Here is a 25,428-nt window from a genome sequence, read left to right as displayed (position 1 = left end):
CTCAGCCGCTGTCAGCAGTCATGACGGCCTGGGAGGTGCGGTGACGGCACTCAAGGACGCGACGGCGATAGCCGGCATAGGACAGACGGCCTTCGCGAAACAACTGCCGGAATCCGAGAAGACCTTGGCCTGCCGGGCCATCGTCGCGGCGCTCGACGACGCGGGCATCGCCGCGTCGGAGGTGGACGGATTCGCCTCGTACACGATGGAGGAGACCGACGAGGTGGAGGTCGCCAAGGCCATCGGGGCCGGCGACGTCACCTTCTTCAGCAAGGTGGGGTACGGGGGCGGCGGCTCCTGCGCGACGATCGCGCATCTCGCCGCCGCCGTGGCGACCGGGCAGGCGAGCGTGGGCGTCGCCTGGCGGTCGCGGAAGCGGGGGTCGGGGCCCCGGCCCTGGAAGAACACCGCCGTGCAGCTGCCCACCCCCGCCCAGTGGACCCGCCCGTACGGTCTGCTGCGGCCGGCCGACGAGATCGGGATGCTGGCGCGGCGGTACATGCACGAGTACGGGGCGACCCGCGACCATCTCTTCAACGTGGCCCTCGCCTGCCGCAACCGGGCCAACCAGAACCCGGACGCGATGATGTACGAACGGCCGCTGACCCGCGACATGTATATGACCTCGCGCTGGATCAGCGATCCGCTCTGCCTCTTCGACAACTGCCTGGAGACGGACGGGGCGCTGGCCTGCGTGATCGTCTCCGCCGAGCGGGCACGCGACTGCCGGCAGAAGCCCGTCTACATCCACTCCGTCGCCCAGGGGCTGCCCGCCCAGCACCACGGGATGGTCAACTACTGGAACGACGACCCGCTCAGCGGCCCCGCCTGGACGGCCGCCCGACAGCTGTGGAAGCAGGCCGACTTCGGCCCGGACGATGTCGATGTGGCGCAGATCTACGACGCGTTCACCCCGCTCATCCCGCTCTCCCTGGAGGGCTACGGCTTCTGCGGGCGCGGTGAGGGCGCCGCGTTCACCGAGGGCGGGGCGCTGGAGAGCGGCGGGCGGCTGCCCATCAACACCGGGGGCGGCGGGCTCAGCGAGGCGTACGTGCACGGCTTCAACCTGATCAACGAGGGCGTCAAGCAGCTGCGCGGCGTCTCCACCGCCCAGGTCCCGGACGCCGGGACGTGCCTGGTCACCGCCGGGGAGGGCGTTCCCACATCCGCCGTACTGCTGAGGAGCTGAGGGAGTTGACCGGGATGGATGGACTGCTGCTGCCCGTCGTGGACGAGGACGGCGCCCCCTTCTGGGAGTACGCGGCCCGCGGGGAACTCCGTATCCAGGCGTGCGCCGCCCCGGAGTGCGGACGGCTGCGCTTCCCGCCGCGGCCGTGCTGCCCGCACTGCCAGTCCTTCGAGAGCGAGTGGCGGCCGATGAGCGGCCGCGGCCGCATCTGGTCCTATGTACGGCCGCATCCGCCGCTGCTGCCCGCGTACGCCGCGCAGGCCCCGTACAACGCGGTGGTGGTCGAGCTGGCGGACGCCCCGCAGATCCGGCTGGTGGGGAACGTGGTGAGCGGTCCGGACGCCCCGCTGGACTCGGTCGATCCGGAGCGGCTGCGGATCGGCGCGCCGGTGCGGGCGGTGTTCTGCCCGGCCGGTTCCGGGGCCACGCTGGTGCGCTGGCTGCTGGAGAAGTGAGGGGCGATGGCGCTGCGCACGGAGACGGACAAGGAGACCGGGGTCGCGCTCGTCACCCTCGACCGGCCCGCGAAGCACAATGCGATCGACCTGGCCACGGCCGCCGAACTGGCGGCCGCCTGGCGGGCGTTCCGCTTCGACGACGGGGTGCGGGCGGTTGTCCTCACCGGGGCGGGCGGCCGGGCCTTCTGCACCGGGATCGACCGGGGCGTGGACGTGCCGCAGCCCTCGTCCCCGTACACGATCGACGATCCGCTGCTCGCGATCGGGCCGAAGGCCAACGACCTGTGGAAGCCGGTGATCGCGGCCGTGGAGGGGATGGCCTGCGGCGGGGCGTTCTATCTGCTGGGCGAGTCGGAGTTCGTGATCGCGTCCGAGGAGGCGACGTTCTTCGACCCGCACACGACGTACGGCATGGTCAGCGCGTTCGAGGCGATCTCGATGGCGCAGCGGATGCCGTTCGGCGAGGTGGCCCGGATGTCGCTGATGGGGACGGCGGAACGGGTCTCGGCCCGTCGCGCGTACGAGACCGGCCTGGTCAGCGAGTTGACGGCGCCCGGCGGCGCGGTGGACGCGGCACTGCGGGCGGCGGCCGTGATCGCCTCGTACCCGACCGGGGCGGTGCAGGGGACGGTACGGGCGGTCTGGTCCGCGCGGGAGGCGGCCAGGGAGCAGGCCATGGCCCACGCCCCGCATCTCGTCGCACTCGGCAATCTGCCGCCGGAGCATCAGACCGAACTGTTCCGGGGGCGGGGCGCGGGCGGGTTCCGGACGCGCTGACGGGACGGACGGCGGGTCAGTAGCTCAGCTCGGCTTCCACGCGGCAGTTCTTCACCTTGGAGACCTTGCGCGGGTTGTCCATCCGCACGGAGACGGTCTTGGTCTCGCCGCCCTCGGCTTCCACGGTCGCGTCACCGGTGTCGACGGTGTTGCCGAACGCGTCGACGAAGGTCACGTCGACCTCGTAGGTGTGCGAGCCGGTGGCATCGGCACTGGCGGTGAGCTTCACGGTGGAGGCGGTGACGGCCTTGCGCTTGCCCTTGCGGGGCTGGGCGCAGCGCACGGCGTACGCCTGGGGCTCGTCGGACGCCGTGGCGGTCGGGGTCGGGGTGCCGTAGTCGGTGGAGCCGGAGGAGCTGCTCGACGAGTCGTAGTCGTCGTCGTAGTCGCTGTCGCTGCTGTGGTAACCGTTGTTGCTCTTCTTGGAGTTGGAGCAGCCACCGCCGCTGCTCGACCCGCTGCTCTTGCTCTTGCCGCTGCGGCCGCCGTGACTGGAGGTCGAGAAGCCGGTGAGCGCGAGCACCACCACGACCAGTACCGCGGAAAGCTTTATGTGCTGCCGCATCATCGATGCAGCCCCCCTTGTGTTGTTGTCCGTCTCTGCAGTTGTCGAACGACCGTCCGTCACGCTAGCGCAAGGTGCGAGGGCGAGAGGCCGGGCGTAGCGTCGAGGGCCAGAGCGGTGCAGAGCTGTGACGCCGGTCCGTGGCACGCAGGAGGCCGATGATGATCCGCAACGTCCTCGGCTCGGTGCTCGCTCTCGCCGGAGCGGCGGCCGCCGTGCTGAGCCCCTTCCGTGACTGGTACGACGGTCGCCTCGGGCGTGATTACCGGGTCGCGGAGCTGTTCTCCGGAATCAGTGCGAGCCGGCCCGGACCACTGGACTCGATCCTGCTCGCGTTCCTCTTCGCCGCCGTGCTGACGGTGGTTGGTGTGGTGCTGCGGTCGCGGCTGCTGGTGGCGGCGGCGGGTGTGGTGGTGCTCGGGTTCACCGTGCTGTGGATGGTGCGCCAGGGCGAGTCGGTGGGCAGTCTGGCGGTCGCGGCCGACGGTTCCGGGCTGGAGTGGGGTGTGGCCGAGGCCGCGGCGGGCGGGGTGCTGCTGCTGTTGGGCGCGGCGGTGATGCCGGGGCGGCACGGTGCCGGGGGCCGGCTCGCCCGCAAGCGGCGCGACCAGCCGTACAAGGCGCCCGGCTCGGAGCACCCGGACACCTGGCCGCCGACGCAGGAGCCGGGGCCGTCCGTGCAGACGAGCACCCTGCCGGAGCCCGAGCCGGAGCTGTACACGGGCCCGGATCCGGCGGAACGGCAACGTCCGGGCTCGGCCCCGGACCCGGGCGGCCGGGACACGGCCCCGTATCCCGTCGCGCCGGACGAGGCCCCGGACAAGGCCCCGGATGCGGACGGGCACCCGAACGGCTGAGGCCCTCCGCGCCCGGGGTTCCGTCCTCGAACGCCGGACGGGCCGGATTCCGCCGCGGCCCGGCACACGTCCCGGACGGGCCCGATCCCGCCGCGCTACGCCCTGGCCCGGCTGCCCGTGCCCGTGCCCTTCAGCGCGTCCAGCGCGTACACGCAGCGGTCCTTGCTGCACGCGTACACGACACCGCCCTGCGCCACCGGCGAACCCGTGATCTCGCCGCCGGTCGCCAGCTTCCAGCGGAGCTGCCCGCCCGCCGCGTCCAGGGTGTACAGGACGTGGTCGGCGGAGCCGAAGTGGACCCGGCCGTCGGCGACCACCGGGGCGCCCACCACCTCGCCGCCCGCCGCGAACCGCCACTTCGGGGTGCCGGTGACCGCGTCGAGCGTGTACAGCGCGCTGCCGCTGCCGACGTGGACGTTCCCGGCCGTCACCAGCACCGGTTCGATCGACTGGCGGGCCTCCGTGGCGATGCGCCAGCGGTCCTTGCCGGTCGAGGCGTCGAGCGCGTACACCGTGCCGAGGTAGTCGGCGAGGTACACCCCGCCGCCGGTGACGGCGGGGCCCGGCGCGAACGCGGGCGGGGAGAGGAAGACGGCGGGCGACTCGAAGTGCCAGCGCACATGACCCGATACGGCGTCCACGGCGAGGACCCGGGCCCCCGCGCTGACGTAGACGAAGCCGTCGGGCGCCGCGGTCACCCGGACCGGCACCCCGCCGCAGGAGGCGGCGTCGCCGATGGGGTACGACCAGCGCTCGATGCCGGTACGGGCGTCGACGGCGCGCAGTCGGGCGTCCTGCCAGAGGTAGACCGTGCCGTCGTGGATCGCGGGCCCGGCCTCCGCCGTCTCGAAGTCGGTCTGGACGCCGCCGCTCTCCCACAGCTTCTCGCCGGTGGACGCCTCCCACGCCTGGACGCCGCCGCCCCGGGTGCCGGTGACGACGGTGCCGCGGTCGGCCTTGAGGGAGTACACCCAGGCGTCCGTCTGGAGCCGCCACCGCTCGGCGCCGGTGGTCGCGTCCAGGGCGTACAGGGACGGCCCGTCGGAGGCGTGGATACGGCCGCCCTCGACGGCCATCGCCCAGGCCACGTCACGGGTCTTGAACTGGCGCCGCCCGTTGCCCACGTCCAGGGCGTGCACCTCGAACGACGTGACGTAGAGGAGGTCCCCGGCGACGACGGGTGTCCCCCAGACGTCGTTGGACATCCGGAAGCGCCAGGGCCGCCAGCGGTCCGGGCCCGGCGGCGGCTCCGGCGGCTGCGCGGGGCCCGGCACGGGCACGGCGGGCGCGGCCGGGACGGAACCGTTCACTCCGGCGGGCGGGCGCACCCAGCCGGTCGCGGGGCCCGCGTCCGCGGTGGCCGTGGCGGTGGCCCGTACGTCCTGGGCCCGCGGGCCGGGACCGATCGGCACCTTCGCACCGGGCAGCCGCACCGGACCGCCCGCGTCGGGCACGGGCACCGGGTCGGAGGTCTGCGGGCGGGGGTCGGGGGCCTGAGGGCGCGGGTCCGGGGCCTGCGGGCGCGGGGCGGGGGCCTGGTGGCGCGGGTCCGTGTTGGCGCGCCAGCCGGGGTCGACGCCCGGCGGCGGTCCGGGCGGCGGGCCCGGCGGCTGGGCCGGGCCGGGTCCCACGGGCCTGCGGCCGCCGCGGCGCTGCTCGATCATCGCGGTGGCGGAGGTCGGCAGCCAGGCCGAGGCGGTGCCGCTGTCGTCGCCGCCGGAGGCGAAGAGGTGCGGGGCGAGCTGGGCCTGGAGGTCGGCGGGGGTGGGCCGCAGTCCGGCGTCCATCTGCATGCAGGACTCGATCAGCGGCCGCAGCTCGCCGGGCAGCCCCTCCAGGTCGGGGCCCTCGCGCAGCAGCATGAAGACCGTCTCGACGGGGTTGGCGCCGTGGAAGGGCGCGTGGCCGGTGGCGGCGAAGACGAGGGTGGAGCCGAGCGAGAAGATATCGCTGGCGCCGGTGACGCTGCGGGAGTCCCTGGCCTGCTCCGGCGACATGTAGGCAGGCGTGCCGACGGCGACGTTGGTCATGGTCAGCCGGGTGTTGGAGACCCCGGACGCGATCCCGAAGTCGATCACCCGGGGGCCGTCCTCGACGACGAGCACGTTCGACGGCTTCATGTCGCGGTGGACCAGTCCCGCGCCGTGGATCGACTGGAGCGCCTCGGCGATACCGGCGGCCAGCCAGCGCACTGCCTGGACGGGCATGGGCCCGCACTCGCTCACTATCTCTTCCAGCGAGGGGGCCGGCACATAGGCGGTGGCCAACCACGGCACGGCCGCGCGCGGGTCGGCGTCCACCACCGCCGCCGTGTAGAAGCCGCTGACGGCGCGGGCGGCCTCCACCTCGCGCGTGAACCGGACCCGGAACAGCTGGTCCTCGGCGAGCTCCGTACGAACCGTCTTGATCGCCACGCGCCGGCCCGAAGCCGAGCGGGCGAGATAGACCAGCCCCATGCCGCCGGCACCGAGCCGTCCCAGCACCTCGAACGGGCCGATCCGCCTCGGGTCGTGCTGCGTCAGCTGCTCCACCACTTGCCCTGCCACCTCCCCGTACGAGCCTCAGGAACAGAAGCCCGCGAAAACCCGCCCTGTACGGCGTCTCACCACTGGGCACCACCCGGCGGTGCGCACCCCCGATTCTTCCTGGCTGAGGCCCTGGTTGCGAACCCGGGGGCGGATCGGGGTGTCACAGCTCACTCTGCCCCGTTCCCGGACACAGGGGGCTGAAGTACGGCGAACACGGCGCCCTGATCGTCCTGGAGGACGGCCATCCGCCCGTACGGGATGTCGAAGGGCGGTGCGGAGATGCGGCCGCCGAGGCGTACGGCGTTCCCGGCGGCGCGGTTGCAGTCCTCGACGGCGAAGTAGCTGAGGAAGTAGCTGGGCATCTCCGCCGGGAACGCGTCGGTGATGACGCTGCGGCCGCCGACCGCGGTGTCCGGACCGGGTTCGGTGCCCGCCGGGGACCACATGCGAAAGCCCGGCGGCTCCGGCTCGTCCGCACCGGATGCGCCGGAGCCGGACTCGCCGGCACCGGCGCCCTGCGGAAGGTCGGTGCCCTGGAAGCCGAAGACCTCCTCGTAGAAGGCGTCCACCCGGTCCTTCTGCCGGGTGTAGACCTCGGTCCAGCAGAAGGAGCCGGGTTCGTTCTGCTTCTGGAATCCCTCGCGGTCACCGGCCTGCCAGAGCCCGAAGACCGCTCCGCCGGGGTCGGCCGCCTGGGCGAGCACCCCGGCCCGGCCGGCCCGGACCGGTTCGGTGATCACCTGGCCGCCCGCCTCCCTGATCCGGGCGACGGACGCGGCGATGTCGTCGGTGGCGAAGTAGATCCCCCAGGCGGTGGGCATCCGGCCGTCCTTCTTGGCGGCGAGCGCGGCGACGAGCTTCCCGCCGCTGCAGGCGTCCGCGTACGGCCCTTCGCCGTACGGCGCTTCGCCCGCTCGGAAGGTCCAGCCGAACAGCTCGCCGTAGAAGCGCTTGCCCGCTTCCAGGTCGGGCAGCTGCACATCCACCCAGCACGGCGCGGATCGCGCGAATGCGGCCATGGGCCCGGGTCCTTCCGTGATCCCGCGTCGTTCACGGGTCATGACAGTGACACTCGTCACAGCAAACGTAACCACGCATCGCCCGCATCGCGCCCCGACCCCTCAACATCGAACTAATTTTCGAAGAATCTCGACGGAAGCGTTCCATGCTCACGGCATCACGGAAAGTTATCCACTGAAGTTATCCACAGGCTGTTGATAACACTTATCGCTTCGTGGTGCGCATGCGTCGAAATCCGGCCACTCCCCCCACCGCGTCTGCGGTGATCCCCATTTGCAGTCGGCCGAATCGCGCTCAGATCACCCCTCGGTAAGCTGACGGCATGACAGGACAAGTGCGCACCGTCGACGGCCGCGTGGCCGGTCGACGCGGACAGGCGACGCGGCAGAAGCTGCTCGACTGCCTCAGCGAGATGCTCAGCTCCTCGCCGTACCGGGACGTCAAAGTCATCGACGTCGCCCGGAAGGCGGGGACTTCACCCGCGACCTTCTACCAATACTTCCCCGACGTCGAGGGCGCCGTCCTCGAAATCGCCGAGGAGATGGCCAAGGAGGGCGCCGGGCTGACCGAACTGGTCGCCGGCCGCTCCTGGGTCGGCAAGGCCGGCTGGCAGACGGCCGAGGAACTCGTCGAGGGATTCCTCGACTTCTGGCGGCACCACGACGCGATCCTGCGCGTGGTCGACCTCGGTGCGGCCGAGGGCGACAAGCGGTTCTACAAGATCCGCATGAAGATCCTGAACTCGGTCACCAACTCGCTCACCGACTCGGTGAAGGAGCTCCAGGCCAAGGGCAAGGTCGACAAGGAGGTCAGCGCCGCCGCGATGGCGGGCTCGCTGGTAGCGATGCTGGCCGCCGTCGCCTCGCACCAGAAGGGCTTCACGACCTGGGGTGTGAAGCAGGCCGAACTCAAGCCGAACCTCGCCCTGTTGGTGCATCTGGGCATCACCGGAAAGAAGCCCACGAGGTAGCACAGGCGCCGACGGCCCCTCCCCCACCGGGTTTCGCGCGGCCGTCCCGGGCGCCCCAGGTCCTGTCTCACCGACGGCGGGCCACGCATGTGGTCCGCCGTCGGCGCACCCGGACCTTTCCCCCACTGCCGGTAACCCCGGCATCAGGGCGCGGCGCCGCCCCGCTCGCACAGCCGGAAGAGCCGGATCTCCCGCTCCACCCGCGCCTGGTAAGTCGCGTACGGCGGCCAGAACTTCAGCGCCGCCCGCCACACCTCTTCCCGTTCCTCGCCCGCCAGCAGCGTGGCGCGCACCGGAACGTCCCGGCCCTGCCAGTTGACGACCGCCTTGTCGGGGCCGGCCAGCAGATTCGCGGTCCAGGCCGGATGCCCCGTGCGGCCGAAGTTGCTGCCGACCAGGATCCAGCTCCGCTCCGTCCCCTTCACGGGCATACAGGCCAGCGGAGTGGTTCTGAGCTGACCGCTCCGGGCCCCCGGCACCGTGAGGATCAGCCCCGGCAGCATCCGGGAGCTGAGCAGCACCTTGCCGCGCGTCAGCCGGTGCACCGCACGGTCCATGGCGGGCACGACATGCGGGGCGACCTTCGCGAACGCGCGGGTGGAGGACACCTTCTGGATCAGCCGGACGCCGGGCGCCATCAGACCGCCACCCGCTCGGACGAGGCGGACGAGGTGGACGAGGTGGACGAGGCAGCCGGGGCGGACGGGGCCGGTCCCGCGAACAGTCCGGCCAGCTGCGCCGCGTGGTCCCGGAGCTGGTGGACGGGGCCGAAGAGCAGTTCGTCGGCGGCGGCCCGTTTGAAGTACAGATGCGCCTCGTGCTCCCAGGTGAAGCCGATCCCGCCGTGCAGCTGGACGGCCTCGGCGGTGGTGATCCGGAGCGCCTCCAGGGCCTGGGCCAGGGCGAGCCCCCCGGCGTCGGCCGGGTCCCAGGCCGCGTAGTACGCGGCGGAACGGGCCGCCTGCACCTGTACGTAGAGATCCGCCAGGCGGTGCTTCACGGCCTGGAAGGAACCGATCGCCCGGCCGAACTGCTCGCGCGCCTTGACGTACTCGACCGTCCGCTCCAGCGCACTGCCTGCCGCCCCCACCGCCTGGGCGGCGAGCAGCGCGGCGACCGGGTGTCCGGCCGAGGCGAGTGCGCCGGTCACGTCGGCGGTGTCGTCGGCGCCGAGGAGTTCGGCCTCGGTGTCGCGGAGTTCGATCCGGGCCAGCGGGCGGGTCTCGTCGAGCGAGGTCCGGCGGGCGCGGACGACTCCGGCCGCCGTGTCCGGACGGACCAGGAAGAGGAGCGTACGGCTGCGCGGGAAGCCTCCGGCGTGGGCCGCGACCAGGAGCAGTTCGGCGCTGTGCCCGTCGAGGACCTGCGCGGCCTCCCCGTAGAGCCGCCAGCCCCCGTCGCCGGCGCCCTGCCTGGCCTGCACGCCGCCCGCCCGGCCGCCGCCCGCCCAGGAGCCGTCGGTGGGGTCGTCGGTGAGCCCGAGGGCGGTGGCCAGCGAGCCGCCGGGGACGGCCAGGGTCGCGGTCAGTTCACCGGCCGCGATGCGCGGCAGCAGGGCGGTGCGCTGGGCGTCGGTGCCGAGTGCGGCGATCAGCGGCGCGGCGAGCACGGCGGTGGCGATGAGCGGCGAGGGCAGCAGGGCGCGGCCGGTCTCCTCGCAGGCGACGGCCAGCTCGGTGAGGCCGCAGCCGACGCCCCCGTACCCCTGCGGGAGGGCGAGTCCGGGCAGCCCGAGGTCCTGGGCGAGCCGTCGCCACAGGGCCGCGTCGTACCCGTCGGCGGTCCGTACGGCGCTTCTGACGTCGTCGGGTGCGCAGTGTTCGGCGAGCAGTTCGCGCAAGGTGCGGCGGATCTCGTCCTGTTCCGCGGTGAAGGCGGCATCCATCGTCGGACTCCTTCCCCTCGGAGGCCTCCGGCCTCCGATCTGACGGTGCGTCATGCTAGGGGCGAATCCACCAGATGCCCAGAGTCGCGCACGGGAGGGGGCCGGAAGATCCCCGCCCCGCCGGACGGTCCCCCCGCACCCGAATCTGATGTACCGTCAGATTCATGCCTTCTTCCCACCGCAAGGTCGCTGTCGTCGGCATATCCCTCGCCGACTGCGGGCGCGTCGACACGGCCACGCCGTACGCCCTGCACGCCCAGGCCGCCCGCCGGGCGCTGGCCGATTCGGGGCTGGAGAGGTCCGTCGTCGACGGTTTCGCCTCCGCCGGACTCGGCACGCTCGCCCCGGTCGAGGTCGCCGAGTACCTGGGCCTGAAGCCCACCTGGGTGGACTCCACCTCGGTCGGCGGCTCGACCTGGGAGGTGATGGCGGCCCACGCGGCGGACGCCATCGCCGCGGGGCGCGCCAACGCCGTACTGCTGGTGTACGGGTCGACGGCGCGCGCGGACATCAAGGCGGGCCGGCGGACCTCCAACCTCTCCTTCGGCGCGCGCGGCCCGCTCCAGTTCGAGGTGCCGTACGGGCATTCGCTGATCGCCAAGTACGCGATGGCCGCGCGCCGTCACATGCACGAGTACGGGACGACCCTGGAGCAGCTGGCCGAGGTCGCGGTCCAGGCGCGGGCGAACGCGGCGGCCAACCCGGACGCGATGTTCCGGGACCCGGTCACGGTGGACGACGTGCTGTCGGGGCCGATGATCGCGGACCCGTTCACCAAACTGCACTGCTGCATCCGCAGCGACGGCGGCTGCGCGGTGCTGCTGGCCGCCGAGGAGTACGTACCGGACACGGCGAAGGCGCCGGTGTGGATCCTGGGCACGGGCGAGCACGTCTCGCACTCCACCATGTCGGAGTGGGACGACTTCACGGTCTCCCCGGCGGCGGTCTCGGGCCGGCTGGCGTTCGAGCGGGCCGGGGTGCGGCCCTCGGACATCGACCTCGCCGAGATCTACGACGCGTTCACCTACATGACCCTGGTGACGCTGGAGGACCTCGGTTTCTGCGCGAAGGGCGAGGGCGGCGCGTTCGTGGAGAAGGGCCGGACCGGGCTGACCGGCGAGCTTCCGGTGAACACCGACGGCGGCGGCCTGTCCGCCTGCCACCCCGGGATGCGCGGGCTGTTCCTCCTGGTGGAGGCAGTACGCCAGCTCCGCGGCGAGGCGGGCGAACGGCAGGTGCGCAAGGCCGGCGGCCGGCTCCCGGAACTGGCGGTGGCCTCGGGCACGGGCGGCTGGTTCTGCTCCTCGGGAACGGTGGTGCTGGGGCGGGGGTGAGGGGGCGGCGAAGAGCGCATCGGCCTCGCGGCGCGTCTGCTCGCCGTCCACCCGCGGCAGCCGGCGGTGCCTGGCCACCAGCTCTTCGGAGTTCAGCCCGCCCCGTACGGTGCCGTGCGCTGCAATGGGGGCATGACCGACGCACACCAGAGCTTCCTGGACCTCCTCCATGCCCAGCGCGTCTGGGACGTGGAGCTTCCCGGCTTCGACCCGGCCGCCGCGCCCCCGGACCCGCTCCCCCTCTTCCACCGCTGGTTCGCCGAGGCGGTGGCCGCCGGGCAGCTGGAGGCGCACACCATGTCACTGGCCACCGTGGACGCCGGGGGCCGCCCCGATGTGCGGACGGTGATGCTGCACGACGCGGACGAGCGCGGCTGGCACTTCGCCACCCATCGCACCAGCGCGAAGGGCCACCAGCTCGCCGCCCGGCCGTATGCGGCGCTCGGCTTCTACTGGCCGGTGCAGGGCCGGCAGGTACGGGTGCGGGGGCCGGTCACCGCCTGCGCGCCCGACGAGAGCCTGGCCGATCTGCACGCCCGCTCGACCGGCGCGCTGGCCTCCGCGCTGACCGGGTCGCAGAGCGAGGTGCTGGGCTCGCTGGAGGAGCTGGCCCGCACCGCCGACGCCGCCTGGGAACGGGCACGGGCCGAGCCGGACGCGGAGGTGACGAGCTGGACCCGGTACGTGGCCGAGGCGCGGGAGGTCGAGTTCTTCCAGGGCGACGCGGCGCGCCGGCACGTACGGCTGCGCTACCGCAGGCAGGACGCGGCCGGGAACGGCGCGGCCTGGACCCGGGAGCTGCTCTGGCCGTGAGGCCCGCGATCCGCCCGTACCCCTGCCGATCCATGCCCGCCCGCACCCGTACGGAACCTGCCGCCCGCACCCGCACTGCACCTGCCCTGCGGGCACGGGCGGTGGCGGTCCGTCAACCGAGGCTGATCGCCTGCACCGGGCAGACCCGGACGGCCTCCTTCACCGTGGCGCCGTCGAGGGCCTCCTCGTAGCCGGGCATCAGTTCGCTGAACCCGTCGTCGTCCTGGGTGAACACCTTCGGCGCGGTGAGCGCGCACTGGCCCGCGCCGATGCACCGGTCCTTGTCGATACTGATCCGCATTCCGGCAGATCCTTCCGCTCGCATTCCGATCACCATGTTCCGATCAGCACGTTTCATTCGCCCGTGCTTCGTTCACCCATGTTCCGGTCACCAGGTCACGGGGAGTTCGAGGAGCCCCTGAATGGTGTCACCGGGCTTGAACGGGATTTCTTCCGCGGGTACCGCGAGCCGCAGACCGGGAAGGCGGTCGAAAAGCGCGGGCAGTGCGATCTCCAGCTCGGCCCGTGCCAGGTTCTGGCCCAGGCACTGATGGATTCCGAACCCGAAAGCGACGTGATTGCGCGCGTTCCGGCCAAGGTCCAGCTCGTCCGGTGACGGATACACGGCCTCGTCCCGGTTGATCACCGCCGTGGTCAGGATGACACCGTCCCCCGCGCGAATGGTCACCCCGCCGATCTCGATGTCCTCGACGGCCACCCGGGAGATCCCGTCGGCGATGGACAGGAAACGGAGCAGTTCCTCGACCGCCGAACCCATCAGCCCCTCGGACTCGCGCATCCGGGCCAGCTGACCGGGATGCTGGAGCAGCGTGAACGTACCGAGCGAGATCATGTTCGCGGTCGTCTCGTGCCCGGCGACGAGCAGGATCTCGGCCAGCCGCACCAGTTCCTCCTGGTCCACGCCGCCGGTCTCCAGCTGCTTGACGATGAGCTCGTCCAGCAGCCCTTCGCCCGGGGCGGCCCGCTTCTGCCCGATCAGCACCCGGAAGTATTCGTCGAGCTCGTCCCGCGCCGCCTCCACATCCGCGGCCGCCGGACCGCGGAGCAGCTTGCGCGACTGCGCCTCGAAGAACTCGTGGTCCTCGTAGGGCACCCCGAGCAGGGCGCAGATGACCATGGACGGTACGGGCAGGGCGAAGGAGTCGACCAGATCGGCCGGCGGGCCCTGCTCGGCCATCGCGTCGAGCAGCCGGTCCACGGTCTCCTGGATCCGCGGCCGGAGCGAGGCCGTCCGCTTGACCGTGAAGCTCGGGATCAGCATCCGGCGCTGGGCGTTGTGCTCGGGGTCGTCGACGCCGAGCAGTTCGACACGGCGCAGGGTGCTCGCGGCCAGCCGCTCGGCGAAGAACGGGAACGCGGGATTCTCCCGGTCGGACGAGAGCCTCTGGTCCACCAGGAGCGAACGCGCCTCGGCGTGCCCGGTCACCAGCCACACCATGCGGCCGTCGAAGAGCTTGGCGGGAGACACGGGCCGCTGCCCCCGGTGCTCGCGATATCCCGTCGGCGGGTCATAAGGACAGGTGCGGTTCTGCGGAAAGGAGACGGTTTCGGCTTCTGCCATGGCGGACCTCGCAAAGAGAGGGGGGAGTCCTAACCGATCTCCCGCCACTAGATGCCTCGGGCACCTAATGGGTCTAGGTGATGTTCGGCCAAATGTCCTCGGGAAGATCCATTCTCCGCCCGCCCGGCCGAGCGGGCATTTCGAGCCACCCGATCACCTCCGTGCTCCTTTCGAAAGGAGCAAGATGGAAGGCATCAGGCGGACTGGAGGCGAAAATGAGCCGAACCCTTTCCCGCACCCGCGCCGGCGCGCGTTCCCGTTCCCGTTACGCCCCCGACAGCGGGCTGACCACACGCATGGTCGGCACCATGTTCCTGATCGGACTGCTGTACGTGGTCCTGGTCGGCGTGCTGCTCGCCGTGCTGCGCGGCGCCTGGCCGATCATTCTGATCCTCGTCGGCGGGATGTTCATCGCGCAGTTCTGGTTCAGCGACCGCATCGCGGCGTTCAGCATGGGGGCCCGTGAGGTCACCCCGGAGGAGGCGCCGGAGCTGCACGGTGCCGTCGACCGGATCTGCGCTCTTGCCGACATGCCGAAACCACGCGTGGCGATCGCCCGGAGCGATGTACCGAACGCCTTCGCGACGGGGCGCAGCGAGAAGACCGCCCTCGTCTGCGCCACCACCGGTCTGCTGCGCAGACTCGATCCCCCGGAGCTGGAGGGCGTGCTCGCGCACGAGATGTCGCACGTCGCGCACCGCGATGTCGCCGTCATGACGATCGCCTCGTTCCTCGGGGTGCTCGCCGGCGTCATCACCCGCGTCGCCCTGTGGGGCGGGCTCTCCCGCAACAGCCGCAGCAATGACCCCGTCGGCATCGCGATCATGCTGATCCCGCTGGTCAGCGCGGTCGTGTACGCCCTGAGCTTCCTGCTGACCCGGCTGCTCTCCCGCTACCGCGAGCTCTCCGCCGACCGCACCGCCGCCCTGCTCACCGGCCGTCCCTCCGCACTCGCCTCCGCTCTCACCAAGGTGAGCGGCCAGATGGCCCGTATCCCGACCGAGGACCTGCGGAAGGCGGAGCCGTACAACGCCTTCTACTTCGTCCCCGCGTTCTCCTCCAAGGAGAGTCTGAGCCGGCTGCTCTCCTCCCACCCGACCCTCGAACAGCGCCTCGACCAGCTGGCCCGCATCTCCGCCGACCTCGCCCGTCCGTGAGCGACATCCGATGCGAAGCCCGTGACAACGCGCCCGACGCGACGCCCGGAGGAACGCCCCATGGGTCTTCTCGACACCATCCTCGGCCGCAGCAAGCCGGTCCGCCCCGACCTCGACCAGCTCTTCGCCGTACCCTCCGCCGCCCTCACCCTCCAGGCGGGCGCGGGCTTCACACCGACCGGTCTCGGCTCGGTCTGCTTCGCGGGGGTCGAGGGCGGCACCTTCGCCCGCATCGAGCAGGACGTACGAGAACTGCTCGACGCCGACACCGGCCGCGGTGGAATCCCGGTGGAGTTCAGCCAGGACGCCTACGGCTACACCTGGCTGCTCTCCCGCCGCCCGGCCGACGACACCGCCACCCTGGTCAACGACCTGCACGCGGTCAACACCCTGCTCCAGGACGGCGGGTTCGGCCCGCACCTGCTCTGCTCCCTGATCGGCTTCCGCGACGCGCGGGACCGTCCGCTGGCCCTGGTCTACCTCTACAAGCGCGGCACGTTCTACCCGTTCGCGCCCCTGCCCGGTGGCATGGAGCGGCGGGACAACCAGCTGGAGTTGCAGGTCAGAGCGGTGCTCGGCGACGACCTGCGGGTGGAGAAGGACCTGGCCCGGTGGTTCCCGGTGTGGGGGGCGCCGGGGCTGTGACGCGGGCGGAGAAAGGGCCGGGGGAAGGAGCGGGGAAAGGGCGGGGAAAGAGCGAGGAAGAGACGGGGAGGCCCGGCGCGGCACCCGCCCGTATCATCGCTTCCATGACTGCTGATCCCGCCCGTTCCGCCGCCCGTATGCGCGCTTCGGATGCCGATCGCGAGGCGGTGGTCGAGCAGTTGCGCGAGGCGGCGGCCGAGGGCCGCATCGACATGGACGAGCTGGACACCCGGCTCGGGGCGGCACTCTCCGCCAAGACCTACGCCGAACTCGCTCCCCTCACCGAGGATCTGGTCCCCATCGAGGTGGCCACCGGCGAACCGCTGGTCCTCAAGGGCGGCCTGCACGGCGCGACGCGCTCGGGCGTCTGGAAGGTCCCCCCGGTGATACGCGCCCAGGGCGGCATCGGCGGCGTCCGGATCGACTTCACCCGCGCCGAGTGCCGGCTGCGCGAGATCTCCCTGGAAGTACGTGGCGAGATGGCCGGGGTGAAAATCGTGATCCCGGAGGGCTGGACCGTGGACACCGACAGCCTGGACCTGGGGATCGGCGGCCTGAAGGACAGGACCGGCGACGCGCGGACCCCCGGCGCCCCGCTCCTGCGGCTGACGGGCTCCTGCGGCATGGGCGGTGTGGTCGTACGCCACCCGAACTTCCGCGAACGGCGCAAGCTGCGCAGCATCGAGCCCTGAGCCCCGCCGGTCCGCACCGGCATCCCGTGCGGATCAGCGGGTCAACTGAGTACGCATACCTACTCCTTGCGGGTGGCCGCGCCCATCCGGCGCCCTGCGCCGAGGGCATACCGTCCCCCGTATGCCCGACGAGACCGCACCCGCCGACGCCGTCCCCGATCCCGACGCCACCCCCGCTCCCGACCCCGCCCCGGCCGGGTCCAAGTCCCCCTCCTCCGTGCTCGGGGCCCTCGGATGCGGCTGCGCCGCGCTCCTCGTCATACCCGTCGTCGCTCTGGTCGTCCTGCTCGCAGGGGGCCTTTCGGGGTCGACGGACTATCCCCGGGTCGCGCCCGGGAAGATGGCGGACCGTGCCTTCCAGCGCTCCCAGGAGGCGTACGACCTCATGGGGTTCGAGCGCACCGTGCAGCCGGGGGTCGAGAAGCTCGGCGTCAGCACGGAGAACACACTGAGCTCCGGCTACTGCTACGACGGGGGTCTGCTCGGGCTGGAGGACAAGACCGTCGACGGTGCCTACCGGATGAGCCACAGCTGGGCGCTGGACCACGTCCCCGCGGACCAGGCCGTCTCCGGCCTCCGCCGACTGCACCGGCAGTTCAAGGACGACGGCTGGGAGGTCTCGTCCTTCCGCGAGGGCGGGAAGAGCAAGTCCTGGGACCTGTACGTCCAGCGGGACGGCGGGAACGAGCGGATGTCCTTCATCTGGTACCCGGACCGGGAGTACTTCACCGGTGGTGCCTCCATGCCCTGCGCCTACGACCCCGAATGGAAGGACGGAGATGCCGGCCTCCCGGAGGCCGACCGGTGGCCACCCGCTCTCGGCCCCGCACAGCGGAAGAAGTAGAACGGGCCGGGCCCGTCCGGCGCAGCTCGCTCAGCAGTCCCCGGGGTGGAAGACCGGAACGGTCTCCTTCCCCTCCTCCTGCCGGAAAGTCACCCGCAGCGCCATGCCGATGGCGAGCTCGGACTCCTCGCACCCCACGACCTCCGTCATCATCCGCGGCCCCTCCGCCAGGTCGACCACGGCGGCGACGTACGGGACGCGGGCGCCGAACGGCGGCAGGTCGTTCCGGTGGACGACGGACCAGGTGTAGAGCGTGGCGTCCCCGCTCGCCGGTTCCCAGGCGACGTCCTCGCTCCAGCAGTGCGGGCAGAACTCGCGCGGGTAGTGGTGCGCGCGCCCGCAGTCGTGGCAGCGGCGCAGCAGCAACTGCCCCCGGGCGGCGGCGTCCCAGTACGGGCGGGTGAAGGCGTCGGGCTCGGGAAGGTCGAAACGTACGGCGGCCGTGGTCACAGGAAGAGTCCGATCGCGTTGTCGAGGGACCAGGTCTGCCAGGCCATCGTGAACAGCGCGACGAGCGAGATGAGCGCCATCATCGCGTTCTGACCCTGCTCGGCCCAGTCGTGGATCATCAGCACCAGGTAGAGAAGGTTGAGCAGGAGCCCCGCGACCAGTGCGACGGGGGTGAGGAATCCGGCGACCAGGCCGAGTCCCAGGGCGAGTTCGGCGTACACGACGACGTACGCCATCAGCTTGGGGCGCGGGGCGACGATCTTCCGGAAGCCGGTGCGTACGGCCGCCCAGCGGTGCTTGCCCGCGACGTCCGCGGCCCAGGCGATGCCCGTGCCGCGCTCGAACCAGCCCTTCTTGTCCTTGTGCCGCCAGCTCTCCAGCCACCACAGGCCGAGGCCTATCCGGAGAACGGCGAGCCACTCGGCTCCGCCGAGCCAGATCGTCTGCATGGGGCCTCCGCTCACTGAATCTGACGGTACGTCAGTTCACCCGATGACGGGCGACTCGCGCAAGAGGTGCGCAAGGAGTGGACGAGAAGCGGGCGAAGCCCGAACAGAAGGCGTGCACCCGTGATCAATTCGCAATCGATTCCGGTCTTGACCGAGACCCATCAACCGGGTGCGCGATTACGCTCCGAACCATGTCCGACAGCGCACTTACCGCCGGTATCCCCCGATCGGCCCCCACCGACCTCACCGAGGGCCGCCCCGTCTACGTGGTCGGCGGCGGGCCGGGCGGTCTCGCAGCCGCGGCGGCCCTGCGCGAGCAGGGCGTACGGGCGGTCGTGCTGGAGAAGTCCGGGAACGTGGGCGCGTCCTGGCGCCGTCACTACGACCGGCTGCACCTCCACACGACCCGGAGCCGGTCCGCGCTGCCGGGGCTCGCGATGCCGCGCCGGTTCGGGCGCTGGGTGTCCAGGGACGACGTGGTGCGCTATCTGGACAAGTACGCCGAGCACCATGGGCTGGAGGTGGTGACGGGCGTCGAGGTGTCCCGGATCGACCGCGCCCCGGACGGCAAGGACTGGCAGCTGACCGCGACCGGTGGCCGGGTACTGACCGGCCGGGCGGTCGTCGTCGCCACCGGCTTCAACCACACCCCGCGCGTCCCCGACTGGCCCGGCCTCGACACCTTCACCGGCGATCTGGTCCACGCCTGCGACTACCGCAACCCCGCCCCGTACGCGGGCAAGGACGTCCTGGTCGTCGGCATCGGCAACACGGGCGCGGAGATCGCCGTCGACCTGGTCGAGGGCGGGGCGTCCCGGGTCCGGATCGCCGTGCGCACCGTGCCGCACATCGTGCGCCGCTCGACGGCGGGCTGGCCCGCGCAGTTGACCGGCATCCTGGTGCGCAGGCTGCCGGTCCGGCTGGTCGACCGGGCCGGGCGCCTGATGGCCAGGGCCGCCGTGCCCGACCTCACCGCACAGGGCCTCCCCCGCCCGGACACCGGCCTGTACTCACGGGTCAAGGACGGTGCGATCCCGGTGCAGGACGTGGGACTGATCGACGCGGTGAAGCGCGGCCGGGTGGTACCGGTGGCGGCCGTCGAGTCGTTCGACGGGGACGCGGTGGTACTGGCCGACGGCGAGCGGATCACCCCGGACGCGGTGATCGCGGCGACCGGCTACCGGCGCGCCCTGGAGGGCCTGGTCGGCCATCTCGGCGTACTGGACGCCCGGGGCCGGCCGGTGGTCCACGGCGCCCGCACCCCCAAGCAGGCCCCCGGTCTGTACTTCACCGGGTTCACCAACCCGATCAGCGGCATGCTGCGCGAACTGGCCCTGGACGCACGGAAGATCGCGAAGCGGCTGGCGCGCCGGGGCTGAGACCGCACGGACCGCCGCTTCCGGAGTCGACGTCGCGCCGGCCCCCCTGCGCGCGCTCGCGCGGACCCACGTGAGTCCGCACGCATGAGTCCGCACAGCGGATCCGGGGCTCACGACGTCACGATGCGTTCGACCGCGGCCTCGACGAGCTGTTCGCGCTCGGCCTCCGAGAACACCCCGGGCAGGGTGAGCTGTTCCACGATGAGCCAGTTGAACGCCAGATAGAGCAGCCGGACGGCGGTCGCGTCGCCGGGCAGACCGGACTGCTCGTGGTAGGCCACGTTGGCGTCGACGTCCGCGCGGACCCGCTCGGTCAGCACCGCGCGCAGCTCCGGACGCCGGGTGGCTTCGAGGCGCAGTTCGAGCAGCGCCAGATAGCCGGTACGGAAAGCACTGATCCGGCCGACCAGCTCGTGCATCAGCATCGTGTAGGTCTCGCGGCCCGGCGCGCTCGCCCGCTGGCGTTCGATCGTCGCCTCATCGGGCTGGAGCCGTTCGTAGACCCGCGCGCCCGCCTGGGTGAGCAGGTCGTCGCGGTTGGCGAAGTAGTTGGAGGCCGTGCCGACGGGCACGGCGGCTTCGGCGTCCACGGCCCGGAAGGTCAGACCTCGCGCCCCCTCCCTGGCAAGGACCTCGATCGCCGCATCGACGAGGGCGGCCCTTCGCTCGTCATTCCTGCGCACCATTGACACCACTCCATCCGTAGTACTACCTTCAAACCACTTCAGCCAGAGTACTACAGTCGGAGTTAATAGATGCGAAAGCTCGTGTACTACGTCGCCGTCACCATCGATGGCTACATCGCCGGCCCCGGCGGAGAGTTCGACTTCTACCCTCAGGGCGACGAACAGCAGGCCGCCGCCTATGCCGAGTGGGTCAACGCCCGCTACCCCGAGACGATCCCCACCGCCGCGCGTGCCGCCCATGGCCTGTCGGACACCCCGAACCAGCGCTTCGACACCGTCCTGATGGGACTCGGAAGCTATCGCCCGGCTCTGCAGGCGGGCCTCACCAGCCCCTACGCCCACCTGCGCCAGTACGTCGTGTCGAGCACGCTCGCGCCCGACACCGACCCGGCGGTCACCGTGGTCGGCGAGGACCCGCTCGCCCTCGTCCGCGGCCTCAAGCAGGAGGAAGGTCAGGACATCTGGCTCTGCGGGGGCGGAATTCTCGCGGGCGCGCTGCTGCCGGAGATCGACGAGCTGATCGTCAAGAGCTATCCCGTACTCGCGGGAACCGGGATCCCGGTGTTCGCCGGAGAGTTCGACCCCACTCTCTTCAAGGTCGCCGATCGCACCTCGTTCGCCAACGACGTCACGATCACACGGTTCGTCCGACGTTGACGCGTCCAGGGCGAGGCGATGGGCGACGAGGCCCGCCAGGCGGGGCGGGGGCGCGGCGGGGGCGCGGCGGGGGCGCGGCGGTGACGGCCGAATGACGGTATGCGCAGGGACGCGCCCGTTGTCGCGCCGGTTCGGAATGCGCTCCCGGGCGCCACTGCCTAACTTGAAGCCATGGACACTCTATGCATCTCTTCACCTACGCAGCGTCACAGAACCTCGCGCGGGCTGCGCACTGCCGGGCTTCTGTGCGCGGTCGCCGCGGTGGGCGGTCTGGTGACCGGCTGCGGCAGCGAGGATGCCGACAGCGGCAGCAGGAAGACCTCCGGCTCGGCCCCCACCGCCTCCGCGGCGGCGGCCGCAGCAGCACCGTCGCAATCGGCGGGCGTCGTCGAATCCGCCTCGGCGAGCCCCGGAGAGTTCACCGACGACCAGGCCGAGCGCAAGGCCATCGTTCCCAAGGTCAAGGTCCCCTACGACAAGGCGCTGAAGGCCGCGACGGATGCCGTGCCCGGCACCAAGCCGGTCTCGATCGAGCTGGAGGGCACCGCGAACGGCACGCCGTGGTGGGACGCGGAGGTCGCCAAGACGGACGGCAGCACGTTCACCGTGCACGTCGACGCGGTCTCCGGGAAGGCGGACAAACCGCGGGCCGATGCCGACGAGGACGCCGACGACAAGCGTCAACTGGCCGACCTCCTCGGCAAGGCCGAGGTGACGCCCCAGCAGGCCGCCGAGGTCGCGACCGACCGCACGAAGGGCACGGTGAGTTCCGTCGAACTCGACGACACCGACCAGGGCGCGACCATCTGGTCCGTCGACGTCATCTCTCCGAAGGACTGGAACAAGACGACCTACGACATCGACGCGACGAGCAAGAAGGTGCTGAAGGAAGAGGTGGACCGCGACTGAGCGCCGGCATCCCGGTTCCGGCGCCCGAGCGCCGGAACCGGTGCGGGGCGCGGCCGGCCGGACCGGTCGCGCCCCGCCGTGCCGGCGGCGTTTCCCGCGACGCCCTGGCGGGGCAGGCGCGGCGCCCGTCGCCCATGCCGAACACGTCGGCGTCACCGACCGCCCAGCCCCAGGCCGAGCAGAAAACTCACCACACAGCCGGTCACGCCCGGCAGCCTCCCACGGGCGTCTACCACTCAACTGCCCCTCCAACCAGTCCGGTCACCGCCCCGGCGGGCCACCCGGTCAGGGCACTAGGCGGCCTCCAGGCCGGTTCGGCACTCGCGGCAGTGGCCCGGCTCCGGAGCCCGGAAGGCCCGGTCGCAGCCGTCACAGTTCTGCAGGGGGTCGTGGCGCGGAGCGGCTTCCTCGGCCGGGGCGGTGGTGGGCAGGGGTGGCGGCAGGAGGGCGGTGAGGCGGTGGGCGATGAGGCCCGCCGGGCGGGTCAGCGGTTCGGGCAGGTCCGCGACGAGGGTGCGGCGCACGACGTCGGGGTGGGCGTCGCGTTCGAGCCAGGCCGCGACGGCGGGGGCCAGCCGGTGGGTGTCCGCCTCGCCGAGCAGCAGCCGGGGTTCATGGCGTCGCAGGTCCGCGAGGAGAGCGGAAGCCGCACGGTGGCGGTCGGGGTCGTGGGCCTGCGGACGGGGCAGCGGAGGGCGTGGCGGTACGGGGGTGGGTGCGCCGGGCTCCGGCCGAGGCGCGGGAGCCGGAGTGGCAGGCGCAGGGGCGGCCGGAGCGGGGGCGGGAGCGCATGGCGCGGGAGCCGGAGTGGCAGGCACGGGAGCCGGAGGCGCGGGGACGGCGGGCGTGGGAGCGGCAGCCGGGGCCGGGGGCGGAGGTTCGGGCACCAGGTGCACGGGCCTGGGCTTTCGCTGCTGGGACTGCGGGCGTGGGTGCGGGCGTGGGTGCGGGCGTGGCATCGCGACGGGGCGCCCATCGGTGACGGGCTGGTTGTACGAGACCGTACGGGTGACGACCCGCCCGCTCGGCAGGCGTTCCCGGGTCCGCTTCAGGTAACCGTGGGCCTCCAGCTCGCGCAGCGCGGCGGCGATCCGGGCCTCGCTCTCCGGGAAGCGGTCGGCGAGTAACTTGATGCCGATCCCTGCCCCGGCGGGCAGCGACTGGATGTGAGTGGCGAGCCCGATCGCGGTGAGGGACAGCTCGCCGTGCTGGGCGAGGTGGTTGCCGACGACCGTGAAGCGGCTGGTGTGCCGGGTGTTGCTGTGCACGACGCCGGATGACGGGGCGCGCGAGGGCGCGATAATCTGCGGGGTATCCATCAGGAAGCTGTTTCTTCCTCGTTGGTCAGGCCCTCGTTCAGGATTGCCGTCCTGGCGAGGGCCGTCGCGTGTCTGGGGTTGGATGGCGAGCATATGCCAGCCAACCGGCCCGAGATCCAGCCGTGTTGGGGAGCCTCACCCTTGTGAGTGACGGGGAGGGGTTGGGTTTGGTTGGGAAGGGTTTTCTCCCCGGTTCTTGGATCTTTTGACGTCGTGCGCGACCGCGTCGCGGTGCACCACGTCGCGGCCCGCCGCGTCGCCGTTCACCGAATCGCGGTCCACCGGGTCGCGACTGCTGCGATCCGGTGGGGGCGGTCACCGTGCGAGGTCGATTTCGGCCCAGATCGTCTTGCGCGGGAACGGGCCGGGAACGACACCCCAACGGTCCGCGAGCGCCTCGACGATCAGCAGACCGCGCCCGTGCTCGGCGTCCTCGGCGGGGACGGCGGTCGCGCCGGGACCGGGCGGAAGGCGCTCGCCCCGGGCGTCGCTCACCTCGATCCGCAACAGCGCGTCACCGTGCACCGCGAGGCCCAACCGGAAGTCCCGGCCGACCACTCGGCCGTGGATCGTGGCGTTGGCAGCCAGTTCGGCAACGATGTGCGCGGCCGATTCGCAGGCGACCCCCCAGTCCCCCAGATGCGCCGTTGCCAACAGCCGGGCGAGACGGGCACCCCGGCGCGTGGGCGAGAGAAGCACGGTGAACGTGCGAGTGGGGGCGGCGAGTTGAGGTTGAGTGATTTCTCGATTCACATCACTCAGCGTGGTCGGGCCTGCATACCGTGAACAGCGACAAAGCCCTTGCGTACGGTAATTGTCCCGGGCTTGTCCAGTGCTGTCCTGGCTGTCCGGAGTGACGGGCCGGGGACAGAAGGGGTTGAGGAAGAACGGCACGCACGGCAGAAATGGGGCACGGATGAGCGTGGTTGAGCCCGGTACGGAACACACTGCTGGTGGAACGGACGAGCCCGGCTGGGACGTCGACCCCGATGACGAGTCGGGCCTGGCCGTGCTTGCCGCGGTGGGCCGCCAGATCAAGGCATGGCGGGAGTCGGCCGGCCTGCGGGCCTGCGAGTTCGGCAAGGCGATCGGGTACGGGGAGGACCAGGTCTACAAAGTGGAGGGCGGCCGCCGCATCCCCCGGCCGGAGTTCCTGGACAGAGCAGACAAGGTACTGAGCGCGGGCGGAAAGCTCTCCGCGATGAAGAAAGATGTGGCGGAGGTCCGGTACCCGAAGAAGATCCGGGACCTGGCACGGATGGAGGCCCGCGCCGTCGAGATCCTGGTGTATGCCAGCCACGGCGTCCATGGCTTGCTGCAGACGGAAGGTCATGCGCGGGTGCTGCTGGAGGCGCGGCAGCCCTCCCATTCTCAGGACGAGATCGAGCGTGGAGTCGCCGGCCGCATGGCCCGACGTTCGATCTTCGACCGGTCGCCTGCGCCCGCTCTCAGTTTCGTCCTGGAAGAAGCTGCGCTGCGGCGCCCCATCGGGGGCAGAATGGAGTGGCGGCGCCAGCTCGAACGCCTTGCGGAGGTCGGCCAGTTGCGGAACGTCTCACTGCAGATGATGCCTCTCGACTGCGAGACTCACCCCGGAATGGGCGGCGAGATCGAGGTGCTGAAGTTCGGGGACGGCACGGCCGTGGGGCGGTCGAGCGGCGCATTCAACGGCCGCCCGGTGTCCGACCCGAAGCAGCTCAGGATTCTCGAATTGCGCTATGGCATGATCCGGGCTCAGGCCCTGACGCCAGGGGCGATGCTGGCTTTCATCAAGAAATTGCTGGGAGAGACATGATCCGCAAGCCCTCCGCCCGGGACACTTCCGAACTGAAGTGGTTCAAGAGCAGCTACAGCGACAGCAGCAGCGGAAACGACTGCATCGAGGTCGCGACCACACCGGGCACGGTCCACGTCCGCGACTCAAAAAACGTGGCAGGCCCCCAGCTCACTGTCACGTCCGTGGCATGGACCGACTTCGTGAACCACGCATCCACGAGCTGACCGACATCGTCCGCGCCCGAGACGCAAGTGCTGGGAGAACCATGATCCGCGAGCCCTCCGCCGGGAGCACTCCCGAGCTGAAGTGGTTCAAGAGCAGCTACAGCAGCAGCGGCGACGGAAACGACTGCATCGAGGTCGCGACCACGCCGGGCACGGTCCACGTCCGCGATTCGAAGAACGTGACAGTTCCCCCGTGCACTGTCACGTTCGCGGCGTGGGCAGAGTTCGTGAGCTACGCGTCTTCGCGCTGACGGACATCAGC

General features: G+C 71.5%; 29 protein-coding genes. 17 read left to right on the top strand and 12 right to left on the bottom strand.

The window, feature by feature from the left end:
* Positions 1–40: 40 nt before the first annotated feature.
* Genes ACFYY1_RS06300 through ACFYY1_RS06290 form a run of 3 tightly spaced genes read left to right on the top strand, consistent with a single transcriptional unit; the run spans position 41 to position 2,424 of the window.
* Positions 41–1,189: a lipid-transfer protein gene (locus ACFYY1_RS06300; RefSeq protein ID WP_383717702.1), complete on the top strand. Its 1,149-nt coding sequence runs from the start codon at positions 41–43 to the stop codon at positions 1,187–1,189.
* Positions 1,190–1,203: 14 nt separating this feature from the next.
* Positions 1,204–1,644, top strand: a complete 441-nt coding sequence (locus ACFYY1_RS06295) for a Zn-ribbon domain-containing OB-fold protein (RefSeq protein WP_388583417.1) — start codon at positions 1,204–1,206, stop codon at positions 1,642–1,644.
* 6 nt (positions 1,645–1,650) lie between these two features.
* Positions 1,651–2,424: an enoyl-CoA hydratase/isomerase family protein gene (locus ACFYY1_RS06290; RefSeq protein WP_388581651.1), complete on the top strand. Its 774-nt coding sequence runs from the start codon at positions 1,651–1,653 to the stop codon at positions 2,422–2,424.
* Between the two features lie 16 nt (positions 2,425–2,440).
* On the opposite strand, the gene ACFYY1_RS06285 is transcribed toward ACFYY1_RS06290, so the two are convergent.
* Positions 2,441–2,992, bottom strand: coding sequence for a hypothetical protein (locus tag ACFYY1_RS06285; protein ID WP_388581648.1), 552 nt, complete (start codon positions 2,990–2,992; stop codon positions 2,441–2,443).
* 158 nt (positions 2,993–3,150) lie between these two features.
* Here ACFYY1_RS06285 and ACFYY1_RS06280 point away from each other — a divergent pair, with 158 nt between their 5' ends.
* A complete protein-coding gene (locus ACFYY1_RS06280) occupies positions 3,151–3,846 on the top strand; it encodes a hypothetical protein (RefSeq protein ID WP_388583416.1) in 696 nt (231 codons plus the stop codon).
* Between the two features lie 95 nt (positions 3,847–3,941).
* On the opposite strand, the gene ACFYY1_RS06275 is transcribed toward ACFYY1_RS06280, so the two are convergent.
* Entirely contained in the window at positions 3,942–6,377 is a 2,436-nt protein-coding gene (locus ACFYY1_RS06275) for a PQQ-binding-like beta-propeller repeat protein (protein ID WP_388583414.1), read from the bottom strand.
* A gap of 164 nt (positions 6,378–6,541) precedes the next feature.
* Positions 6,542–7,393, bottom strand: coding sequence for a VOC family protein (locus ACFYY1_RS06270; protein WP_388581645.1), 852 nt, complete (start codon positions 7,391–7,393; stop codon positions 6,542–6,544).
* 323 nt (positions 7,394–7,716) lie between these two features.
* Here ACFYY1_RS06270 and ACFYY1_RS06265 point away from each other — a divergent pair, with 323 nt between their 5' ends.
* Positions 7,717–8,364 carry a TetR family transcriptional regulator gene (locus tag ACFYY1_RS06265; protein ID WP_124717053.1) on the top strand — a complete coding sequence of 216 codons (648 nt, stop codon included), beginning with the start codon at positions 7,717–7,719 and terminating at the stop codon, positions 8,362–8,364.
* A gap of 143 nt (positions 8,365–8,507) precedes the next feature.
* On the opposite strand, the gene ACFYY1_RS06260 is transcribed toward ACFYY1_RS06265, so the two are convergent.
* On the bottom strand, positions 8,508–9,002 hold the full coding sequence (locus ACFYY1_RS06260; protein ID WP_388581642.1) for a nitroreductase/quinone reductase family protein: 495 nt from the start codon (positions 9,000–9,002) through the stop codon (positions 8,508–8,510).
* Positions 9,002–10,249, bottom strand: coding sequence for an acyl-CoA dehydrogenase family protein (locus tag ACFYY1_RS06255; protein WP_388581639.1), 1,248 nt, complete (start codon positions 10,247–10,249; stop codon positions 9,002–9,004). Before ACFYY1_RS06255 ends, ACFYY1_RS06260 begins: the two co-directional genes overlap by 1 nt.
* A gap of 164 nt (positions 10,250–10,413) precedes the next feature.
* Between ACFYY1_RS06255 and ACFYY1_RS06250 the strand changes: the two genes are divergently transcribed.
* Together ACFYY1_RS06250 and ACFYY1_RS06245 are read left to right on the top strand one after the other, a co-directional pair.
* A complete protein-coding gene (locus ACFYY1_RS06250) occupies positions 10,414–11,583 on the top strand; it encodes an acetyl-CoA acetyltransferase (RefSeq protein ID WP_358941993.1) in 1,170 nt (389 codons plus the stop codon).
* Positions 11,584–11,715: 132 nt separating this feature from the next.
* Positions 11,716–12,396 (top strand): pyridoxal 5'-phosphate synthase, encoded by a 681-nt coding sequence (locus tag ACFYY1_RS06245; protein WP_388581636.1) that lies wholly within the window; start codon positions 11,716–11,718, stop codon positions 12,394–12,396.
* Positions 12,397–12,508: 112 nt separating this feature from the next.
* On the opposite strand, the gene ACFYY1_RS06240 is transcribed toward ACFYY1_RS06245, so the two are convergent.
* Both ACFYY1_RS06240 and ACFYY1_RS06235 read right to left on the bottom strand, forming a co-directional pair.
* Complete coding sequence (locus ACFYY1_RS06240) at positions 12,509–12,697, bottom strand: ferredoxin (protein WP_388581634.1); 189 nt, start codon at positions 12,695–12,697, stop codon at positions 12,509–12,511.
* An 87-nt stretch (positions 12,698–12,784) separates the two neighbouring features.
* A complete protein-coding gene (locus tag ACFYY1_RS06235) occupies positions 12,785–13,978 on the bottom strand; it encodes a cytochrome P450 (RefSeq protein WP_388581631.1) in 1,194 nt (397 codons plus the stop codon).
* Positions 13,979–14,193: 215 nt separating this feature from the next.
* On the opposite strand from ACFYY1_RS06235, the gene htpX reads away from it, so the two are divergent.
* From htpX to ACFYY1_RS06215, 4 genes are all read left to right on the top strand, one after another.
* Complete coding sequence (gene htpX, locus ACFYY1_RS06230; RefSeq protein WP_388581629.1) at positions 14,194–15,135, top strand: zinc metalloprotease HtpX; 942 nt, start codon at positions 14,194–14,196, stop codon at positions 15,133–15,135.
* 60 nt (positions 15,136–15,195) lie between these two features.
* On the top strand, positions 15,196–15,780 hold the full coding sequence (locus tag ACFYY1_RS06225; RefSeq protein WP_388581627.1) for a hypothetical protein: 585 nt from the start codon (positions 15,196–15,198) through the stop codon (positions 15,778–15,780).
* Positions 15,781–15,884: 104 nt separating this feature from the next.
* On the top strand, positions 15,885–16,472 hold the full coding sequence (locus ACFYY1_RS06220) for a DUF1707 domain-containing protein (RefSeq protein ID WP_388581624.1): 588 nt from the start codon (positions 15,885–15,887) through the stop codon (positions 16,470–16,472).
* Between the two features lie 121 nt (positions 16,473–16,593).
* Positions 16,594–17,316, top strand: a complete 723-nt coding sequence (locus ACFYY1_RS06215) for a hypothetical protein (protein ID WP_388581622.1) — start codon at positions 16,594–16,596, stop codon at positions 17,314–17,316.
* Positions 17,317–17,346: 30 nt separating this feature from the next.
* Here the strand turns inward: ACFYY1_RS06215 and ACFYY1_RS06210 are convergent, their stop codons facing one another.
* A complete protein-coding gene (locus ACFYY1_RS06210) occupies positions 17,347–17,766 on the bottom strand; it encodes a Zn-ribbon domain-containing OB-fold protein (RefSeq protein WP_388581619.1) in 420 nt (139 codons plus the stop codon).
* A complete protein-coding gene (locus ACFYY1_RS06205) occupies positions 17,763–18,215 on the bottom strand; it encodes a DoxX family protein (protein ID WP_388581617.1) in 453 nt (150 codons plus the stop codon). The genes ACFYY1_RS06210 and ACFYY1_RS06205 overlap by 4 nt, the downstream gene beginning before the upstream one ends.
* 191 nt (positions 18,216–18,406) lie before the next feature.
* Here ACFYY1_RS06205 and ACFYY1_RS06200 point away from each other — a divergent pair, with 191 nt between their 5' ends.
* Positions 18,407–19,594, top strand: coding sequence for a flavin-containing monooxygenase (locus tag ACFYY1_RS06200; RefSeq protein WP_388581614.1), 1,188 nt, complete (start codon positions 18,407–18,409; stop codon positions 19,592–19,594).
* Between the two features lie 110 nt (positions 19,595–19,704).
* On the opposite strand, the gene ACFYY1_RS06195 is transcribed toward ACFYY1_RS06200, so the two are convergent.
* Complete coding sequence (locus ACFYY1_RS06195; protein ID WP_388581612.1) at positions 19,705–20,280, bottom strand: TetR/AcrR family transcriptional regulator; 576 nt, start codon at positions 20,278–20,280, stop codon at positions 19,705–19,707.
* A 69-nt stretch (positions 20,281–20,349) separates the two neighbouring features.
* Between ACFYY1_RS06195 and ACFYY1_RS06190 the strand changes: the two genes are divergently transcribed.
* Both ACFYY1_RS06190 and ACFYY1_RS06185 read left to right on the top strand, forming a co-directional pair.
* Positions 20,350–20,937, top strand: coding sequence for a dihydrofolate reductase family protein (locus ACFYY1_RS06190; protein ID WP_388581610.1), 588 nt, complete (start codon positions 20,350–20,352; stop codon positions 20,935–20,937).
* 171 nt (positions 20,938–21,108) lie between these two features.
* The gene (locus tag ACFYY1_RS06185; protein ID WP_388581607.1) at positions 21,109–21,846 is read left to right on the top strand and encodes a PepSY domain-containing protein; all 738 of its coding nucleotides are present in this window, start codon (positions 21,109–21,111) and stop codon (positions 21,844–21,846) included.
* Positions 21,847–22,139: 293 nt separating this feature from the next.
* On the opposite strand, the gene ACFYY1_RS06180 is transcribed toward ACFYY1_RS06185, so the two are convergent.
* Positions 22,140–23,165 carry a helix-turn-helix domain-containing protein gene (locus ACFYY1_RS06180; RefSeq protein WP_388581604.1) on the bottom strand — a complete coding sequence of 342 codons (1,026 nt, stop codon included), beginning with the start codon at positions 23,163–23,165 and terminating at the stop codon, positions 22,140–22,142.
* A 315-nt stretch (positions 23,166–23,480) separates the two neighbouring features.
* Positions 23,481–23,918 carry an ATP-binding protein gene (locus ACFYY1_RS06175; protein ID WP_388581602.1) on the bottom strand — a complete coding sequence of 146 codons (438 nt, stop codon included), beginning with the start codon at positions 23,916–23,918 and terminating at the stop codon, positions 23,481–23,483.
* Between the two features lie 163 nt (positions 23,919–24,081).
* On the opposite strand from ACFYY1_RS06175, the gene ACFYY1_RS06170 reads away from it, so the two are divergent.
* From ACFYY1_RS06170 to ACFYY1_RS06160, 3 genes are read left to right on the top strand one after another with little or no spacing between them, the layout of a single operon-like run.
* Positions 24,082–24,960: a helix-turn-helix transcriptional regulator gene (locus ACFYY1_RS06170; protein ID WP_388581601.1), complete on the top strand. Its 879-nt coding sequence runs from the start codon at positions 24,082–24,084 to the stop codon at positions 24,958–24,960.
* Positions 24,957–25,166, top strand: coding sequence for a DUF397 domain-containing protein (locus ACFYY1_RS06165; protein ID WP_388581599.1), 210 nt, complete (start codon positions 24,957–24,959; stop codon positions 25,164–25,166). Before ACFYY1_RS06170 ends, ACFYY1_RS06165 begins: the two co-directional genes overlap by 4 nt.
* Before the next feature lie 41 nt (positions 25,167–25,207).
* Positions 25,208–25,417 carry a DUF397 domain-containing protein gene (locus ACFYY1_RS06160; RefSeq protein ID WP_388581597.1) on the top strand — a complete coding sequence of 70 codons (210 nt, stop codon included), beginning with the start codon at positions 25,208–25,210 and terminating at the stop codon, positions 25,415–25,417.
* Positions 25,418–25,428: the final 11 nt, after the last annotated feature.

The organism is Streptomyces sp. NPDC001890 (assembly GCF_042891445.1).
Taxonomy (GTDB): domain Bacteria; phylum Actinomycetota; class Actinomycetes; order Streptomycetales; family Streptomycetaceae; genus Streptomyces.
This window is presented reverse-complemented; position numbering and strand designations above follow the sequence as displayed.